The sequence below is a fragment of the Salmonella sp. NW884 genome, assembly GCF_051700745.1.
Classification (GTDB): domain Bacteria; phylum Pseudomonadota; class Gammaproteobacteria; order Enterobacterales; family Enterobacteriaceae; genus Salmonella; species Salmonella enterica.
Window position 1 is genome coordinate 299,401 of the sequence record NZ_JAMMDE010000004.1, and the last position, 18,622, is coordinate 318,022.

The following is an 18,622-nucleotide window of genomic DNA, read 5'->3' on the forward strand; positions in this document are numbered from 1 at the left end:
TTAGCCCTGTAGCTCAACGGTAGAGCGGGTGATTCACCTTAACTTGTCGTGCCACCCTATTTTGGCGAATGCCTGTGGATCTACATTTGTTGCGGGTTCGAGACCCGTCAGAGCCCGGCTCTGTAGCTCAATGGTAGAGCGGTGTATTCACATAAACTTGTCGCCACCCTAATGATTAAAACGAGAAAAAAATGATGAATTACGAATTGATGACCACCCAGAACGCACCGGTAAAAATGTGGACCAAAGGCGTACCGGTAGAAGACGATGCCCGTCAGCAGCTGATCAATACGGCGAAAATGCCGTTTATTTTCAAACATATTGCCGTTATGCCGGATGTGCATTTGGGGAAAGGATCGACCATCGGTAGCGTGATCCCGACGAAAGGGGCGATTATTCCGGCGGCGGTGGGCGTGGATATCGGTTGTGGGATGAACGCGCTGCGTACCAGTTTAACGGCGGCCGATCTGCCGGAAAACCTGGCGGAACTGCGTAGCGCCATAGAGGCCGCTGTGCCTCACGGGCGTACCACCGGACGCGGGCATCGCGATGTGGGCGCATGGGGAAACCCGCCCGCCAACGTTGATGAAAAATGGGCGCAACTGGAAGCGGGATATCAGTGGTTAACGCAAAAATATCCGCGCTTTTTGAATACCAATAACTATAAGCACCTGGGAACGTTGGGAACCGGTAACCACTTTATTGAGATCTGTCTGGATGAAACCGATCGGGTATGGATCATGCTGCACTCCGGTTCGCGCGGGATCGGTAACGCCATCGGCACCTATTTTATCGGCCTGGCGCAGCAAGAAATGCAGGAGCAGTTAGAAACGCTGCCGTCCCGCGATCTGGCGTATTTTAATGAAGGAAGCGAATATTTTGATGATTATCTGAAAGCGGTACACTGGGCACAACAATTCGCCAGCCTGAACCGCGAGGCGATGATGGAAAACGCGCTGGCGGCGCTCCAGCGCTGCGTGGAAAAACCGATCGCCCTCGATATGGACGAGATAAACTGCCACCATAACTATGTGCAAAAAGAGCAGCACTTTGGCGAAGAGATCTATGTGACGCGTAAAGGGGCGGTTTCGGCGCGGCGCGGTGAGTTCGGTATCATTCCTGGTTCGATGGGGGCGAAAAGCTTTATCGTGCGCGGGCTGGGTAACGAAGAGTCGTTCTGTTCGTGCAGCCACGGCGCCGGGCGCGTGATGAGCCGAACGAAAGCGAAGAAACTGTTTAGCGTTGACGATCAGATTCGCGCCACCGCGCATGTCGAATGCCGTAAAGATGCGGACGTGATCGACGAGATCCCAATGGCGTATAAAGATATTGATGCGGTGATGGCGGCGCAGTCTGACCTGGTGGAAATCATGTACACCCTGCGGCAGGTGGTGTGCGTTAAAGGATAGAAAATGGCAAGGATCATCGCGCTGGATGGCGCACAGGGAGAGGGTGGCGGGCAGATTTTGCGCTCGGCGCTGAGTTTATCAATGATAACCGGCCAGCCGTTTGAAATGAGCGGCATCCGCGCCGGGCGCGCTAAACCGGGGCTGCTACGCCAGCATTTAACGGCGGTGCGGGCGGCAACGGAAATCTGCGGCGCGCGGGTGAACGGCGACGAGCTGGGCTCGCAACAGTTGCGTTTTACGCCGGGGCCGATTCGCGGCGGCGAGTACCGTTTCGCGATTGGTAGCGCGGGCAGTTGTATGCTGGTGCTGCAAACCGTCCTGCCCGCGCTGTGGTTTGCCGACGGTTCATCTCGCGTGGAGGTTCACGGCGGGACGCATAATCAGGCCGCGCCCAGCGCCGATTTTATTTGCCGCGTCTGGGAGCCTCTGTTGGCGAGGATGGGTATCAACCAGCGCACCACGCTGATAAAACACGGCTTTTATCCGGCAGGCGGCGGTGCGGCGGCAACGGTCGTCGAACCGGCAGCGTCTTTACGCGGGCTAACGCTGATATCGCGCGGCGAGACGCGGCGTATCACCGCCGAAGCTTTGCTGGCGGCGGTTCCTTACCACGTTGGCGAACGTGAAGTCGCAACGCTGGAAACCCACTTCCCGCAGGCGGAGAAAAACGTCGTTGCGCTGGAAGGCGGCTGCGGGCCGGGCAACGCGCTGTCGCTGATGATTCAAAGCGAACAGTTGACCGAACTGTTCGCCGCGTTCGGCGTAAAAGGCACCAGCGCGGAAGCGGTAGCTAATCAGGTTGCGCATGAAGCGCGGCGCTATCTCGCAAGCCCGGCGGCGGTGGGAGAGCATCTGGCCGACCAACTGATTTTACCGCTGGCGCTGGCGGGCGAAGGCGCGTTTACAGTGGCACGGGCCTCCGCTCACTTGCTTACCAATATTGCGGTGGTGGAACGGTTTTTGCCGGTAATGTTCAACCTGGAGGAGGCGAGGGGGATGGTGCAGGTTATGGTAAGTAAAAAGGATAGCGGATCATGACATACCACGCTGATTTCCTTGATGCTGAACAACGCGTTGCTGACGCCATCCCGGAGAGGGATGTTAATCCCTTTTCCGGCCCTTCAACGATGCGGCGAAGAGTGCTGGTGAGTCAGGACGGCGAGCCGGTTATCGTGCTGTGTCTTTTTGTCGCGCTGGAAGAGGGGCGCTGGATCGTTGAGCAGTGCTTCAGCGGCATCATGAATAATGATAAGACTATTGCGATATTATACGGTCAGCACGTTCACTTATTTGATACGGATTCACATCAGGTTAAGAGCCTGTTTCTTGATGATTATGTTGGCCATATTTATTCAATACCCGATGTTTGGGATCATAAGGCCTCGCTGAGCGAGAATTTCCTGGTCACAACCTTTCAGTATACGTTTCTTATCCACGTGAGTTCCGGCATTATCTGGCGATCGGAACCGTGTGGTATTGATGGCGTCATTATTCACGATATCCGGGAGGGTATTATTTATGGCAGTGGTGAGTGGGACCCGCCGGATGGATGGGTGCCATTTAACCTGCGGCTGAGCGACGGCCATCGGGCCTGAAGCCAACTCAGCGTCTGGATTTACGTTTATGCCGGATGGCGGCTACGCCTCTACGCCTTACCCGGCCTACAAAACCAGCAATATCAATATGTTTTAAAATGACTCTACAGGCCTGATAAGTGAAGCGCCATCAGGCACACGTTAAACCCCATACCCCATCATCTTCAGCAACTGCTGCGCGTGCTGTACCGCGTCCTGACGGTGCGCGACGCCGAGTTTTTGGTAGAGGTTGCGGATATGCGTCTTAATGGTGGTTGCGGCCACCGCCAGTTCGCCGGCAATCTGTTCGTTGCTGTAACCGGAATAGATAAGCCCTAACACCTGCCATTCACGTTGGGTGAGCGGGCTGGTGCGAATAAGCTCCGGGACATCCGGATGGTTAAGCAGGCGCTCGACGAAGCCTTCGTCAAAATGGGCGAATTTATGCCGGTGATGTTGGTTAATCTCTCGCAGGATGCGCTGCGCGCGATGCTGCTCCATCTCCGGCAGCGTATTGAGCTGGATAAGCTGACGCAATTGTTGCGCCATGGCTTCGCCTTCAATCACAAAATGGCTGATAAATCCGGTCCGGTTGGCGAGCTGTAAGGCATCAAGCAATACGCGCTGGGCGTCGTTTTTCCGCCCGGATTGCCAGTAAAGCTGATTGAGTAACAGCAGATTGCGGTTTAAATCGCTCATTAAGCGCAGGCTACGGGCATTCTCATTTAACTCTTCCAGCACGATTTCCGCAGGCTCGAATTCGCCCAGCAGGATCTGCGCGCGGGCGATATTCCGCCATTGTCCTTGCAGAAAATGGTTATTGGCAAATGCCGGTTTTGGCGTATGACGTAACCAGTTGGCGGCGGATTTTTTGTCGCCGGTTAACTGCCAGTAAATGACACGCACCTTATCGGCGTTAGAGATCCAGTCGCAGTGATAACGACCATTGCCTAATAAATTTTCCAGTCGGTTAAGCTGACTACGGGCATTATCCAGATCGCCGCGCGCCAGCGAGCACTGCACCAGTAACGTCAGGCACTGCAACTGTTGTTGCGGCTGGAAGGTGGACAGCACAGCGATACCGCTGCGCGCCGAGGCTTCCGCTTCGTCAAGGCGCGCCCACGCCCACAGCAATTGCGCGCGGATACGTACCAGAAACTCATGCATCGGCAGTTGTTCCAGATGTTGCTCTTTGATCAACTGGAAGGCTCTCTCCTGCGTTTCCCATGCGGCCTGCAGGAATCCCTGGGCGAACTGAATTTCGCTTTGTTGAATTAAGCTCCACAGCGCGTAATGCCAGACGTCATGATGGCGCGCCATTTGTTCGGTTTGCTGCATCAGCGATAAAGACTGGCTGAGATCGCCTTTACAGTGCAGCACTTCACCGTGAACGGAGGTCGCGACAATACGGCTATAAAACCAGGCGAGAGGAAGCTCATCCAGCGCCAGTTTCGCCAGCCGCTCTGCCTCTTCCGGATTGCCGTCGTTGATGGCGACCTGGGCGCGCAGCGCGTTAAATTCAGCATGCAGCGTGTCGTCCATGACCCCTTTGATCTCTTGCTCGGCGCGCGCCAGCAACGTATTCACTTCGCTGTAGCGGTGTTGGCTTTGCATCAGCCAGGCCTGTAACAACACCAGCCGCGGATTTTCCAGCAGGCTTTCCCACGGCAGCGCTTTTAATGACTCTTCCAGCAGCGCCAGTTCACTGTGATTAAACAGCCCCCACGCATGGTTAAGCAGGATATCGCGCAGCATTTGCGCGTCACCCGCCGCCAGCGCATGATGAATAGCTTCGCTGGGAAAACCTTGTTCCATCCAGCTTTCCGCGGCCGCGCGGTGAATCTCCGGCAGTTCCGCCGCCAGTTCCCACTGGCAACGCTGGCGCAGAAAGCTACCAAACAACGGGTGATAGCTAAACCATTCGCCCGTGTCGTCCATGCGTTGCAGGAATAACCCCTGGCGCTCAATCTCCTCCAGCCGCATCTGACCGTTTTCTTCGCCGGTCACGCGCACAATCAACGCGTCATTCATTGAGCGTAAGATCGCGCTTTTAAGTAAAAAATGTCGGGTGCTGACATCCACGTTATCCAGTACTTCGTCCACCAGATAATCAGAAAGGTGGCTGGCATTAATCCCGGCAAGACGGCGGGCGGAGTGATGCGCAGAGGTATGGTTCTGGCGCGCGGAGAGGGCGATCAACTGTAGCGCAGTGGCCCAACCGGCCACATCATCGCACATGCGGCTGCTCTCAGCGGCTTCAATGGGCGACGAAAGACGACGGTCAAAAAATTGCTTTGCTTCCTGATGGTTAAAAGCCAATTGCTGGCTGCCGATTTCCAACAGCTGATCGCGCACGCGCAGATTAGCGATGCCCAGTTGCGGCAAATTACGCGATAACACCACCAGGGTGAAATTTTCCGGCTGATGCCGTAAGAAAAAGCGCATCGCGTCGTGAATCACCGGATTGGTAATCAAATGGTAGTCGTCAATCACCAGATAAAGCGGGCGATGCCATTGCGCCAGTTCAATAAAGAGCTGTGCGAAGAGAGACGTCAGGCTGGCGTACTGACGTTTTTGCGCCATCGCTTCGCTGGTAGAGCAGTGTCCGCCGGTGGCCTGTTGGATAGCGGCAATTAAGTAACTGGCGAATCGCTCTTGCTGGTTATCGCCTTCGTCGAGAGAGTACCAGCCTAATTCATTTTTGCCCGCCGCCCACTGTGAGACAAGCGTGGTTTTCCCATAGCCAGCAGGACTGGTTACCAGGGCGAGCCTGAAATTGTTCGCGCCGGAAAGTTTAGCCAACAGCCGCTCACGAACCACGGTATGGTCGAGACGAACCGGACGACTTAATTTAGACGGAATCAACATAGCAATCACTTCACTGTGGGAAATGGGGGGAACTGCGATTTTTTTGCGCTTCGTAATTAATAGATATAAGGTCGGCCAGAAAGCATTTTAATGCAAGCTAAGCAGACTTTTTATGTGTCTGAATTTGCACTCTGTCACAATTCTAAATAACGGTATTAAAAAAGTATTCGGCGCGGTTGAAACGAGCGTCAGAGCTGGGCTGAGGTCATATTTCCGTTATTGTAAATAATGTCCTGGACATGATGCGGATTTAACACAATGGCGATACCAGGCGTTTAATTAATTATGTTAAGTTAGTGAACCTCCCGCTGCTGAATATTTCAGGTAAGAAACTATTTCGGCGTTCATATAATCTTCGAAAATACCCCTTCGCGATTTACTGTTATTTCTGTTTATTCATTTGATTATGCGTAACACTGGGTGTCGTTGACAGGAATCGGCGCGTTTATACAGGGGTAAGTGGCGGCGATCACACTTTTATGCTCATCCCCGCTCCTCCTCCCTCCCTAATCATTGCCGGGAGGAGGAAGGTCAACATCGAGCCTGGCAAACTAGCGATAACGTTGTTTTATTACCCGAGGACGGATTTCCTATGTCACAGCCAACCTTCAATAAAGATCAATTCCAGGCCGCCCTGACGCGTCAGTGGCAGCGTTTCGGTTTACTGTCGGCGTCCGACATGACGCCTCGTCAGTGGTGGCAGGCCGTTAGCGGCGCGCTGGCGGAATTACTGAGCGCGCAACCGGTAGCGCAGCCGACGAAAGGCCAGCGTCATGTGAACTACATTTCGATGGAATTTTTGATTGGCCGCCTGACGGGAAATAACCTGTTAAATCTGGGGTGGTACCAGGACGTTAGCGATGTGCTGAAAGCGCACGATATTAATCTGACCGATCTGCTGGAAGAGGAAGTCGATCCGGCGCTCGGCAACGGTGGTCTGGGACGTCTGGCCGCCTGCTTCCTCGATTCGATGGCCACCGTCGGGCAGTCCGCTACGGGCTATGGTCTGAACTACCAGTATGGGCTGTTCCGTCAGTCATTTGTTGAAGGCAAACAGATGGAAGCGCCGGATGACTGGCATCGCGGCAGCTATCCGTGGTTCCGCCACAACGAGGCGCTGGACGTCCAGGTTGGGATCGGCGGTAAAGTCACCAAAGAAGGGCGCTGGGAGCCCGGTTTTGTGATTACAGGCCAGGCCTGGGATCTGCCGGTGTTAGGCTATCGTAACGGTGTCGCGCAACCGCTGCGTTTGTGGCAGGCGACCCACGCGCATCCGTTTGATCTGACCAAATTCAACGACGGCGCTTTCCTGCGGGCGGAACAGCAGGGTATCGATGCGGAAAAACTGACGAAGGTGCTTTATCCCAACGATAACCACACGGCTGGCAAAAAACTGCGCCTGATGCAGCAATACTTCCAGTGCGCCTGCTCGGTAGCGGATATTCTGCGCCGCCATCATCTGGCCGGACGCAAGCTGCATGAGCTGGCGGATTATGAGGTCATTCAGCTAAATGATACCCACCCGACTATTGCCATCCCTGAACTGCTGCGCGTATTGCTGGATGAACACCAGATGAGCTGGGATGACGCCTGGGCTATCACCAGCAAAACCTTCGCCTACACCAACCACACCCTGATGCCAGAAGCGCTGGAGTGCTGGGATGAGAGGTTAATCAAAGCGCTGTTGCCGCGTCATATGCAGATTATCAAGCAGATTAACGACAGCTTTAAGAAGCTGGTCGATAACACCTGGCCTGGCGATAAGCAGGTATGGGCAAAACTGGCGGTGGTGCATGACCGTCAGGTGCGCATGGCCAATATGTGCGTGGTCAGCGGCTTTGCGGTCAACGGTGTGGCGGCGCTGCACTCCGATCTGGTGGTGAAAGATCTGTTCCCGGAATATCACCAGCTTTGGCCGAACAAATTCCACAATGTCACCAACGGCATTACACCGCGTCGCTGGATCAAACAGTGCAATCCGCAGCTTGCGGCGTTGCTGGATAAAACGCTGAAAAAAGAGTGGGCTAACGATCTCGACCAGTTGATCAACCTCGAAAAATACGCTGACGATGCGAAGTTCCGTCAGCAGTATCGCGACATCAAACGGGCGAACAAAGAACGGCTGGTGAAATTTATCCAGGCCCGTACCGGGATTGAGATTTCGAGCCATGCGATTTTTGATATTCAGATCAAACGTCTGCACGAGTACAAGCGTCAGCATCTGAATCTGTTGCATATTCTGGCGCTGTACAAAGAGATCCGCGAAAACCCGCAGGCTGACCGCGTACCGCGCGTATTCCTGTTTGGCGCGAAGGCGGCGCCGGGCTATTACCTGGCGAAGAACATCATTTTTGCTATCAATAAGGTTGCGGAAGTCATTAATAACGACCCGGCGGTGGGTGACAAGCTGAAGGTGGTTTTCCTGCCGGATTACTGCGTCTCGGCGGCGGAAATGCTCATTCCGGCGGCGGATATTTCCGAGCAAATTTCTACCGCCGGGAAAGAGGCGTCCGGCACCGGCAACATGAAACTGGCGCTGAACGGGGCGTTGACTGTGGGAACGCTGGACGGCGCTAACGTTGAAATCGCTGAGAAGGTGGGTGAAGAGAATATCTTTATCTTTGGCCATACTGTGGAAGAGGTCAAGGCGCTCAAAGCCAAAGGCTACGATCCGGTGAAATGGCGTAAAAAAGACAAAGTGCTGGATGCGGTGCTAAAAGAGCTGGAAAGCGGTCAATACAGCGATGGCGATAAACATGCCTTTGACCAGATGCTGCATAGCCTCGGCAAACAGGGGGGCGATCCGTACCTGGTCATGGCGGACTTCGCCGCTTATGTCGAGGCGCAAAAGCAGGTGGATGCGCTGTATCGTGACCAGGAAGCGTGGACGCGCGCCGCGATCCTCAATACCGCGCGCTGCGGTATGTTCAGTTCCGATCGCTCTATTCGCGATTATCAGGCCCGTATCTGGCAGGCAAAACGCTAAGGGAGCGCGATGGAAAATAAACGTCTCGATAGTGCCGCGCTGGCGGCGGGGATCAGCCCCAGTTACATCAATGCTCATGGCAAACCGCAGTCTATTGGCGCTGAAACCAAGAGACGTTTGCTGGCGGCGATGCACGGCACGACAACAGGACCACAGGCGGTCGTGCCGAATGTGAAGGTTTATACCGCGGGTAAAAAAATGGCGTTGCCGGTAGAGGGGCGCGGCGAGTTTGCCTGGCTGCTGACTACGGAAGAGGGCGTGCATTACAAAGGGCGCGTGACGGGCGGTAAAAAACTTAACCTTCCGGCTACATTGCCGGAGGGCTACCACACCCTGACGTTGACCCAGGATGAACAGCGTACGCACTGCCGGATTATCGTCGCCCCGCCGCGATGCTATGAGCCGCAGGCGCTGCTGGAAGGGAAAAAACTGTGGGGGGCCTGCGTCCAGCTTTATACTCTGCGTTCAGAAAAAAACTGGGGTATTGGCGATTTCGGCGATTTGAAGTCGATGCTGGTCGACGTGGCGACACGCGGCGGCGCGTTTATCGGCCTGAATCCGATCCACGCGCTTTATCCGGCGAATCCGGAGAGCGCCAGTCCCTACAGCCCCTCGTCTCGTCGCTGGCTGAACGTGATATATATCGACGTCAACGCCGTCGAAGATTTCCGCCTGAGCGAAGAGGCGCAGGCATGGTGGCAAATGCCCGCCACACAGCAAAAGCTGCGACAGGCGCGCGATGCGCAATGGGTGGATTACGCTACCGTTACCGCGCTGAAAATCACGGCGCTGCGGATGGCGTGGACGCGGTTTGCCGCTCGCGACGATGCGCAAATGGCGGAGTTTCGTCACTTTATCGCCCGCGAAGGCGAGAGCCTTTACTGGCAGGCGGCATTCGACGCGCTGCATGCGTATCAGGTAAAAGAGGATGAGCAGCGCTGGGGCTGGCCAGCCTGGCCGGAGGCGTACCAGTCGGTAGAGTCTCCCGCGGTAAAACAATTCTGTGAAGCGCACCGCGAAGAGGTGGAGTTTTACCTCTGGCTTCAGTGGCTGGCCTGGCGCCAATTCGCCGCCTGCTGGGATACCTGCCAGAGTTTTAAACTACCGATTGGTCTGTACCGCGATCTGGCGGTTGGCGTAGCGGAAGGCGGCGCGGAAACCTGGTGCGACCGGGAGCTGTACTGCCTGAAAGCATCTGTCGGCGCGCCGCCGGATATCCTCGGCCCGCTCGGTCAGAACTGGGGGCTGCCGCCGATGGACCCGCATATCATTGTCGCCCGGGCGTATGAGCCCTTTATCGACCTGCTGCGCGCCAATATGCAAAACTGCGGCGCGTTGCGCATTGACCATGTCATGTCGTTGCTGCGCCTGTGGTGGATACCGTATGGCGAAACAGCGGATCAGGGGGCTTACGTCCATTATCCGGTAGATGATTTGCTTTCTATTCTGGCGCTGGAGAGCCAACGTCACCGCTGTATGGTGATAGGCGAAGATCTGGGGACGGTGCCAGTTGAGATTGTCGGCAAGCTGCGCGATAGCGGGGTCTATTCTTATAAAGTGCTGTGGTTTGAAAATGACCTTGAGAAAAACTTCCGCGCGCCAGGCGCATATCCGCAACAATCGATGGCTGTCGCCTCGACGCACGATCTCCCCACGCTGCGCGGCTATTGGGAATGCGGTGACCTGACGTTGGGTAAAGCTCTGGGGCTTTATCCGGATGAAGTGATTCTGCGCGGGCTGTATGAGGATCGCGAGCGGGCGAAACAGGGGCTATTGGACGCGCTGCATAAATATGGCTGTCTGCCAAAACGCGCCGGGCATAAGGCATTGTTAATGTCGATGACGCCAACGCTAAATCGCGGACTTCAGCGCTATATCGCCGACAGTAACAGCGGTCTGTTGGGGCTTCAGCCGGAGGACTGGCTGGATATGGCCGATCCGGTTAACGTACCGGGCACCAGCGATCAGTATAAAAACTGGCGGCGGAAATTGTCTGCATCTCTTGAGGCTATGTTTGCCGATGAGGGCGTAAACAAGCTGATTAAGGACTTGGATAAGCGCCGAAAAGCGGCCGCGAAGAAGAAGTAATAAAGCCGGGGATTTCCCCGGCTTTATGATGGTGAGAGCACGTAGGTCTGATAAGCGCAGCGCCATCAGGCAATCCTGGCGCACATTGCTGCCTTATCCGGCCTACAAGCCGCCTCGCTTAAACCACCATACCCAGTAGCAGACAGCCGATCAGGCCGCAGACGGAGATGATCGTTTCCAGCATCGACCAGGATTTAATGGTCTCGCCGATAGTCAAATTGAAATACTCTTTGAACAGCCAGAAGCCCGGGTCGTTGACGTGAGAGAAAATCACGCTCCCGGAACCGACCGCGATAACCATCAGTTCAGGGCTAACGCCGGTAGTGGCGATCAGCGGCGCCGCAATGCCGCCTGCGGTAATCGCCGCGACAGTCGCAGAGCCCAGCGCGATACGCAGCACCGCCGCGATAGACCACGCCATCAACAGCGGAGAGACATTGGTTTCATGCATCATTGAAGCGATGTATTTATCCACGCCGCTATCGACCAGCACCTGCTTGAACGCGCCGCCGCCGCCGATGATCAGCAGCATCATGGCGATAATTTTGATGGAAGAGACTAGCGTATCGTTAATCTGATCCATTGAACGCCCGCGGTTCAGGCCAAAGGTGAACATCGCAATCAGTACGGCAATCAACGTAGCCATTACCGGGTCGCCCAGGAACTCGGCAACGGGCAGGAAAGCGTGGCCTTTTGGCAGAATCATCTCGGCAACCGCACGCATCGCCATCAGAATCACCGGAACCAGCGACGTCCAGACGCTGACGCCAAAGCCCGGCATCTCTTCTTCCGTAAAGGTTTTCGCGCTGTACAGGCCTTCCGGGATCGGCTTATCGATACCTTTCAGGAAACGGGCGTAAACCGGTCCGGCAAGGATCACGGTCGGGATTGCCAGAATCGTACCAAACAGCAGCGTCTTACCCATATCGGCATGGAAAATCGTGGCGATTGCGGTTGGGCCCGGGTGCGGCGGCAGGAAGCCGTGTGTGACGGAAAGCGCCGCGGCCATCGGCACGCCGACGTACAGTAACGGGATATTCGCCGCTGCGGCAATGGTGAATACCAGCGGCAGCATCAGAACGAAGCCCACTTCATAGAACAGAGCGAAGCCGACGGTAAAGCCGGTTAACACTACGGCCCACTGAATATGCTTTTTACCAAATTTCGCGATCAGGGTAGTGGCGATACGTTGAGCGCCGCCGCAGTCGGCAAGCATTTTGCCCAGCATGGCGCCGAACCCCATAATCAGGGCCAGACTGCCAAGCGTACCGCCGACACCGGCTTTGATGGAGCCGATGACTTTATCCAGCGGCATTCCCTGCATCAACCCGACAGCGAGCGCTACCAGGACAAGGGCGATAAATCCGTTCATTTTGAAGCGGATCATCAGAAGAAGTAACAAGATAACACCGATAGCAACGATGACTAATGGCATGATTTACCTGGCCTTTACTTTGTTATGGGTAACGTCATTGTTTCGACGACAAATTCCTGTTGTTCCCGACGGGAACAGAGTCGCAATAGCACCAATACTGATTACCGTTGAAACGAATGAGCGTAGTCAGATGTTATATGGATGTTAGGTGCCCATAAGAATGATACGGGTAACATGTGGGTGTTGAAAATGACCCTGGCAGGCAAAATTTAAATTATGAGACACAGGTCATGTTATCGGCGAAAGAAGAAGGACCATCGTTCTGAGATGTGGCTGATGGCGCAGGATGGCGGCGTAGACGCCTTATTCGGCCTACGGTGGGGCAGATAAGGCCCGACAGGCGCAAGCGCCATCGGGCATGGATGCGGGGAAAATCTTAGTAGTAGGAGTGCTCGCCGCGCTGGTGTTCGGTCAGATCGCGAACCCCTTTCAGCTCCGGGAATTCATTCAGCAACTGTTTCTCGATCCCTTCTTTCAGCGTGACGTCAACCATCGAGCAACCGTTACAACCGCCGCCAAACTGCAGAATTGCATAGCCTTCATCGGTAATTTCCATCAGCGAGACGCGACCGCCGTGGCCCGCCAACTGCGGGTTAATCTGCGATTGCAGAGCATATTCCACGCGCTCCATCAGCGGCGCGTCATCGGCCACTTTGCGCATCTTCGCGTTTGGCGCTTTCAATGTGAGTTGAGAACCTAGCTGGTCGGTCACGAAATCAATTTCCGCGTCTTCCAGATAGGGCGCGCTCAGCTCGTCGACATAAGCGGTCAACAGGTCAAATTTCAGTGCAGTATCGGTGGCTTCTACGGCGTCGGGCGGACAATAAGAAACGCCGCACTCTGCGTTAGGAGTGCCGGGATTAATGACAAATACGCGGATTTGCGTCCCTTCTTCCTGATTTGCCAGCAGTTTGGCAAAGTGCGCTTGTGCAGCATCGGAAATACGGATCATAGTAATGGCCTAATAGTTGACTATTTTAGTTGGTTATAATACGCCCATCATCGAGGCTCTACAAGGTTCGACACAGGCACCATACCTGGACAGTCGCTGCGCCGTTGCGCAAAAGCAGTTGCGCGATTTCCGCGACGGTACTTCCGGTAGTGACGACATCATCCACAATAACCATATGGAGACCCTGTACCGGCAATTCAAGGCGAAACGCGTTTTTCAAATTGCGCTTACGTAACCTGGCGCTGAGATGATGTTGTGTTGCGGTCGCCCGTACCCGCGTGATGGTCTGGCTGTCCCACGCGCAGCCCAGCCAGTGCGCTAACGGTTGGCATAACAGATCGCTTTGGTTAAATCCCCGCCGCCAGTGTCGGCGCGACCAGAGCGGAACGCTGACGATTCTGTCGGGAAGCTGCAAGCCAGTGCTGCGGCGCGCCATGAGGACTTCCTGCAACAGTAGACGCGCCAGAGCGGCGGCAATTTCGTTACGGCGGGTAAATTTAAGCTGATGCACCAGTAAACTCAAGGGCGGCGTATAGTTACTGACGCTCACCAGACGCTGCCAGGGCGGCGGTTTTTGCAGGCAGCGACCGCAGGGGAGCGAAGGATGCCTGGCGGGTAATCCACATTGCGGACACACGCTGACGCGCTGGCGGACGGCGCGCGCGCATACGGAACAAATCCCCCAGTGGCTTAACGCCAGCGGCATTCGGCATAGCCAGCATAATCCCGGTACTGTTAGCATAGGTGCATCCTTGTTAGACAAAAGAGAACAGTAACTGATGAATGACATCTGGTGGCAGACCTACGGCGAGGGAAATTGTCATCTTGTGCTGCTGCACGGATGGGGATTGAACGCGGAGGTATGGCATTGCATTCGCGAGGAACTCGGCTCGCATTTTACGCTGCATCTGGTCGACTTGCCGGGCTATGGTCGCAGCTCGGGGTTTGGCGCCATGACGCTTGAAGAGATGACGGCGCAGGTAGCGAAAAACGCGCCGGACCAGGCTATCTGGCTTGGCTGGAGCCTGGGCGGCCTGGTGGCGAGTCAGATGGCGCTCACCCACCCTGAACGCGTCCAGGCGCTGGTGACTGTCGCCTCTTCGCCATGCTTTAGCGCGCGTGAGGGGTGGCCGGGAATAAAACCAGAAATCCTCGGCGGATTCCAGCAGCAGCTTAGCGACGATTTTCAGCGCACGGTGGAGCGTTTTCTGGCGCTGCAAACGTTAGGGACGGAGACGGCGCGTCAGGATGCCCGCACCTTAAAAAGCGTAGTGCTGGCGCAGCCTATGCCGGATGTAGAGGTGCTCAATGGCGGACTGGAAATCTTAAAAACGGTCGATCTACGAGAAGCGCTTAAAAATGTGAACATGCCGTTTTTGCGTTTGTATGGTTATCTGGACGGTCTGGTGCCGCGTAAAATCGCGCCTTTGCTCGATACGTTATGGCCGCACAGTACATCACAGATAATGGCGAAGGCGGCCCATGCGCCGTTTATCTCGCATCCGGCGGCGTTTTGTCAGGCGCTGATGACGCTAAAATCATCGCTGTAACCAGGGCGTTGCCGGGCCCGGACCATTCTGCAAGATTAATGACTTTCAGACGCCAGATCGGCAGGTGCCAGCCCGGTAACCCTAAGCACGGTATCGCGATCGAAACCATCGTTTAGCATGGAGCGGGCAATGCGCAATGCGGCGAGCCGTTGGCCTTCCTGCTTGCCTTGCTGTAACCCGTTACGATGTCCTTCCTGACGTAATCTGTCTGCGATAGTCATGATCTTCTCCTTATGCTGTGGGATACGCATAGCCACCTGGCGGATAAACGTATTGAAGCGCGCGGCGTCGCCAGTGTGCATCATGTAATTAAACAAACTTTGAAGCTGGGTGTCATTAGCGTATCCCTTAACCAGCAGGGCGACCAGCTGTTCGACAAGCCCCATCAGATCGCGCTGGCGGATGTGTTTTTGTATGAGTTCCAGCAGCGCGACCCGTCGGTGTCGCATAATCTCGTCGTCCGGCACGACCGTAATATCGACCAGAGGAAAGGCGGTGGCGTATAGCTTACGCGCCATCACCGGGTCGGCAAATTCATCCAGCCAGCATAATGAGAACGGATACGGGCTGCGGTTTCCGTGATAAAACAGCATTGGCACCACTAACGGCAACGTCTTATGCCCGGCCTCCAGGTGCCGTTGCATTGCAGCCATTGCGTAACGCATCAGCCGAAATGCCATATGCGCGTCCGGCGTACTCTGATGTTCAATAACCACGTAAATGTAACCTTCACCTTCACTTGTTTCCAGCGACCACAGAATATCGGAATAATGGGGGCGTAAATCCTCTTCAATAAAGCTACCGGACTCCAGCCGTAACGTATTCAGATTACAGATTTGACGTAATGTCGACGGGAGATGGATTTCCAAAAAATCCCGTGCAGTATCGGGGTGGCATAAAAACTGTTTGAATACCGCGTCATGCGGCGTGGATGTTGTTGAGGTCGCCATATCGATCCGTCATCGGTGAAGTTCAATGGCGTGACACTACGCGCAGACCGGGCTGATTGCAGTAGAGGATTAGTGCGCTTGCGAGGCGCGTGGGGAGATAAATGCGCACGGCGGTAACGCTTTCATCTTTGTGGAAGGCATGACGCAAAATTGCCCGGCAGCGTGACGCGTACCGGGCAATATAACGCGGGATAAAGGCCGGATAAGACGCGTTACGTCGCTACCCGGCGAAGGCTAACGCAAGGCCCACCATTCGCGCAGGCAGGCTTTACCTTCCGGACAACTTTTACAGCTGCCTGAAAGGCAGCCGTCCGGTTCTTCCGGGATACGTACCGCTTTACCCATGATCTCCAGTTGATTCAGCATGGCGTCGATCATGGGCTGCGGAGCGTGCAGCGTATGGCTGATTTGCGTTGCTTCCATACGCCCCCGCAGCGCCAGTAGATCGCGAACCTGTATCAATGAAGCCATTTTTTACATCCCTTAGTGACAATTGCCCGCAGTGCCCGAACAACAGGAACTGACGTTTTTGCGGGTTGCCAGCAGTTCAATGTCTACACGGCTGCGGGCGCGGCGTAACAGGCTTAACACCACAACGTTAAAGACGATCACTGCCAGAATACAGATCAGGCTGTACGTCGGGTGCTGACTGAAGCTGGTAACCTGGTAGAACAGCGTGGCGAGCGAATAGGCGATATTCAGTCCCCACAGGATGGAGAAGCCCATCCAGCCGCGGCTGGACTCGCGGGCGATAGCGCCCATTACCGAGATACACGGTACGTAAAGCAGGACGAAAATCAGGTAACTGTACGCCGCCGCGGCGCTGCCGAATTTTTGATCCATCACGCCCATCGCGCCGGTCGCCATTTCGCCGTCGCCTTTACTCGCTTCGATCGGGTTAGCCAGTACGCTCAGGCTAAAGGTGTCTTTCAGGCTTTGCCAGGTATCGTCAACCGCGCCCAGCAGTTCATCGCCGAGGTGGAAGTCGGCAGGATTAAACGCTTCGTCCTGAATATTTTCGGCGGTGTAGAGCGTGTTCAGCGTACCGACGACAACTTCTTTAGCCATGGCGCCCGTAAACAGACCCACGGTCGCTTGCCAGTTATCCTCATGGACGCCGATCGGTTTAAAGACTGGCGTGATGACCCGGCTTACAGAGGCGAGGGCGGAGTCATTAATGTTATCGACGATTTTGCCGCTCAGCGAGAAACTGTTAAACGCGCTCAGGAAAATACTCACGATGATAATGACTTTACCGGCGCGTAGTACAAAACCTTTCAGGCGTTGCCAGGTCTGGATGATCAGGCTCTTGATATGCGGGACGTGGTAAACCGGCAGCTCCATCACAAACGGAGAGGCTTCGCCGCGCATAATGGTATGCTTCAGCATCAGGCCGGTTAATACCGCCATGACAATACCCAGCACGTACAGCGAGAAGACCGCCAGCGCGCCGTTTTGCCCGAAGAAGGCGGCGGCAAAGACGGCGAAAATCGCCAGGCGCGCGCCACAGGACATAAACGGCGCCATCATGATGGTCATCAGACGTTCGCGCGGAGCGTCAAGCGTGCGGGCGCCCATCACGGAAGGCACGTTACAGCCGAAGCCGACAATCAGCGGCACAAAGGATTTACCCGGTAGTCCCAGCGCCTGCATCAGGCGATCCATGACGAAGGCCGCGCGCGCCATATAACCGGAGTCTTCAAGGAAGGAGAGGAACAGGTACATCATCCCGATTTGCGGCACCAGCGGCAGGACGGTATTGATCCCGCCGCCAAGACCTTGCGCCAGGAAGATGGTTAACCAATCCGGGAAGTGCAACGTGTAGCCAATCCATTGAATGCCATGAATAAAGATGGCGACGGAACCGGCATCAAACAGGGGTTGCAACGCGCCGCCGATGTTAATGGCGAGCAGGAACATCAGGTACATCACGAACAAAAAAATCGGTAAGCCGAGGAAGCGGTTCAGGATAATTTTATCGACCGCCCTGGTGAAGCGGCTGGGTTCGGCTGTCAGGGTATTGCTGACCACGTCGCAAATAGCGGCGATACACTGATAACGGGCGTCGGCGATATGCAGCGCCGGGTCGTCCATTTCGTCCTTCAGACGGGCAAGGGAGGTGTCCAGGTTTTGCGCCGCCTCGCCTGCGTAAGCCCGGCTGTAGATATCGCCCTCCAGCATTTGCAGACCCAGCCAGCGGCGCTGTTGTAAAGGCATCTCCTGGGCCATCGCGTCGGCCAGGAAACCCGCTTCGCGCAGCAGCGGCTGGGCATAATGCACCAGTTCGACGTTGTCGTTAGCGTTGTGACGGTCAATGGCCAGTTTCAGCGCCTCGATACCGCGGCCGCGAGTCGATACCAGCGGTACGACAGGGCAACCCAGACGCGTGGACAGAGCGTCGACATCAATACGAACCTGCTGTTTTTCGGCGATATCCAGCATGTTGAGCGCGACAATACAGGGGATACCCAGCTCCAGCAGCTGCAGTGTCAAATAGAGGTTGCGCTCCAGATTGGAGGCGTCCACAACGTTTATCAACAGGTCGGCGTCGCCGCTCAGGATGTAGTGGCAGGCGATCTGTTCGTCGAGAGAGGTTTGTGACGAGATGGTCGTCAGAGAATAGGTGCCGGGTAAATCTACCAGCGTGACCTGGTGGTCAGTTGTCGCGAACTGGCCCTCTTTACGCTCGACGGTGACGCCCGCCCAGTTCCCCACGCGCTGACGCGCGCCGGTCAGTTGGTTAAATAAGGTGGTCTTGCCGGAATTAGGATTACCAATTAAACCAATGGTTAATTTTTTCATTTTTATAG

Annotated in this window: 13 protein-coding genes; 6 read left to right on the forward strand and 7 right to left on the reverse strand. The window is 55.3% G+C overall.

Going from position 1 to position 18,622, the window contains the following annotated elements; translation table 11 throughout:
- The first annotated feature begins 194 nt into the window (after positions 1 to 194).
- The 3 genes from rtcB to NA197_RS12015 are packed head-to-tail and all read left to right on the forward strand — an operon-like array spanning position 195 to position 3,004.
- Positions 195 to 1,409, forward strand: coding sequence for an RNA-splicing ligase RtcB (gene rtcB, locus NA197_RS12005; protein WP_017441600.1), 1,215 nt, complete (start codon positions 195 to 197; stop codon positions 1,407 to 1,409).
- A gap of 3 nt (positions 1,410 to 1,412) precedes the next feature.
- Entirely contained in the window at positions 1,413 to 2,447 is a 1,035-nt protein-coding gene (rtcA, locus tag NA197_RS12010) for an RNA 3'-terminal phosphate cyclase (RefSeq protein ID WP_000101035.1), read from the forward strand.
- Positions 2,444 to 3,004 (forward strand): hypothetical protein, encoded by a 561-nt coding sequence (locus tag NA197_RS12015; protein WP_000220920.1) that lies wholly within the window; start codon positions 2,444 to 2,446, stop codon positions 3,002 to 3,004. Before rtcA ends, NA197_RS12015 begins: the two co-directional genes overlap by 4 nt.
- 141 nt (positions 3,005 to 3,145) lie before the next feature.
- On the opposite strand, the gene malT is transcribed toward NA197_RS12015, so the two are convergent.
- Entirely contained in the window at positions 3,146 to 5,851 is a 2,706-nt protein-coding gene (gene malT, locus NA197_RS12020; protein ID WP_000907028.1) for an HTH-type transcriptional regulator MalT, read from the reverse strand.
- A gap of 592 nt (positions 5,852 to 6,443) precedes the next feature.
- On the opposite strand from malT, the gene malP reads away from it, so the two are divergent.
- Together malP and malQ are read left to right on the forward strand one after the other, a co-directional pair.
- Entirely contained in the window at positions 6,444 to 8,837 is a 2,394-nt protein-coding gene (gene malP / locus NA197_RS12025; protein ID WP_079849383.1) for a maltodextrin phosphorylase, read from the forward strand.
- A 9-nt stretch (positions 8,838 to 8,846) separates the two neighbouring features.
- The gene (gene malQ / locus NA197_RS12030) at positions 8,847 to 10,925 is read left to right on the forward strand and encodes a 4-alpha-glucanotransferase (RefSeq protein WP_064042882.1); all 2,079 of its coding nucleotides are present in this window, start codon (positions 8,847 to 8,849) and stop codon (positions 10,923 to 10,925) included.
- 118 nt (positions 10,926 to 11,043) lie between these two features.
- On the opposite strand, the gene gntT is transcribed toward malQ, so the two are convergent.
- The 3 genes from gntT to gntX form a co-directional block, all read right to left on the reverse strand.
- Complete coding sequence (gene gntT / locus NA197_RS12035; RefSeq protein WP_001131741.1) at positions 11,044 to 12,360, reverse strand: gluconate transporter; 1,317 nt, start codon at positions 12,358 to 12,360, stop codon at positions 11,044 to 11,046.
- Between the two features lie 376 nt (positions 12,361 to 12,736).
- Positions 12,737 to 13,312, reverse strand: a complete 576-nt coding sequence (nfuA, locus tag NA197_RS12040) for a Fe-S biogenesis protein NfuA (protein ID WP_000619387.1) — start codon at positions 13,310 to 13,312, stop codon at positions 12,737 to 12,739.
- A 58-nt stretch (positions 13,313 to 13,370) separates the two neighbouring features.
- Positions 13,371 to 14,054: a DNA utilization protein GntX gene (gene gntX / locus NA197_RS12045; RefSeq protein ID WP_000958742.1), complete on the reverse strand. Its 684-nt coding sequence runs from the start codon at positions 14,052 to 14,054 to the stop codon at positions 13,371 to 13,373.
- A gap of 37 nt (positions 14,055 to 14,091) precedes the next feature.
- Here gntX and bioH point away from each other — a divergent pair, with 37 nt between their 5' ends.
- The gene (gene bioH, locus NA197_RS12050; protein WP_000998145.1) at positions 14,092 to 14,862 is read left to right on the forward strand and encodes a pimeloyl-ACP methyl ester esterase BioH; all 771 of its coding nucleotides are present in this window, start codon (positions 14,092 to 14,094) and stop codon (positions 14,860 to 14,862) included.
- A 35-nt stretch (positions 14,863 to 14,897) separates the two neighbouring features.
- Here the strand turns inward: bioH and NA197_RS12055 are convergent, their stop codons facing one another.
- From NA197_RS12055 to feoB, 3 genes are all read right to left on the reverse strand, one after another.
- Positions 14,898 to 15,812, reverse strand: a complete 915-nt coding sequence (locus NA197_RS12055) for an Rpn family recombination-promoting nuclease/putative transposase (protein WP_000235946.1) — start codon at positions 15,810 to 15,812, stop codon at positions 14,898 to 14,900.
- A 234-nt stretch (positions 15,813 to 16,046) separates the two neighbouring features.
- Positions 16,047 to 16,283 carry a [Fe-S]-dependent transcriptional repressor FeoC gene (gene feoC / locus NA197_RS12060; protein ID WP_000157589.1) on the reverse strand — a complete coding sequence of 79 codons (237 nt, stop codon included), beginning with the start codon at positions 16,281 to 16,283 and terminating at the stop codon, positions 16,047 to 16,049.
- Between the two features lie 12 nt (positions 16,284 to 16,295).
- Positions 16,296 to 18,614 carry a Fe(2+) transporter permease subunit FeoB gene (gene feoB, locus NA197_RS12065; protein WP_000736983.1) on the reverse strand — a complete coding sequence of 773 codons (2,319 nt, stop codon included), beginning with the start codon at positions 18,612 to 18,614 and terminating at the stop codon, positions 16,296 to 16,298.
- Positions 18,615 to 18,622: the final 8 nt, after the last annotated feature.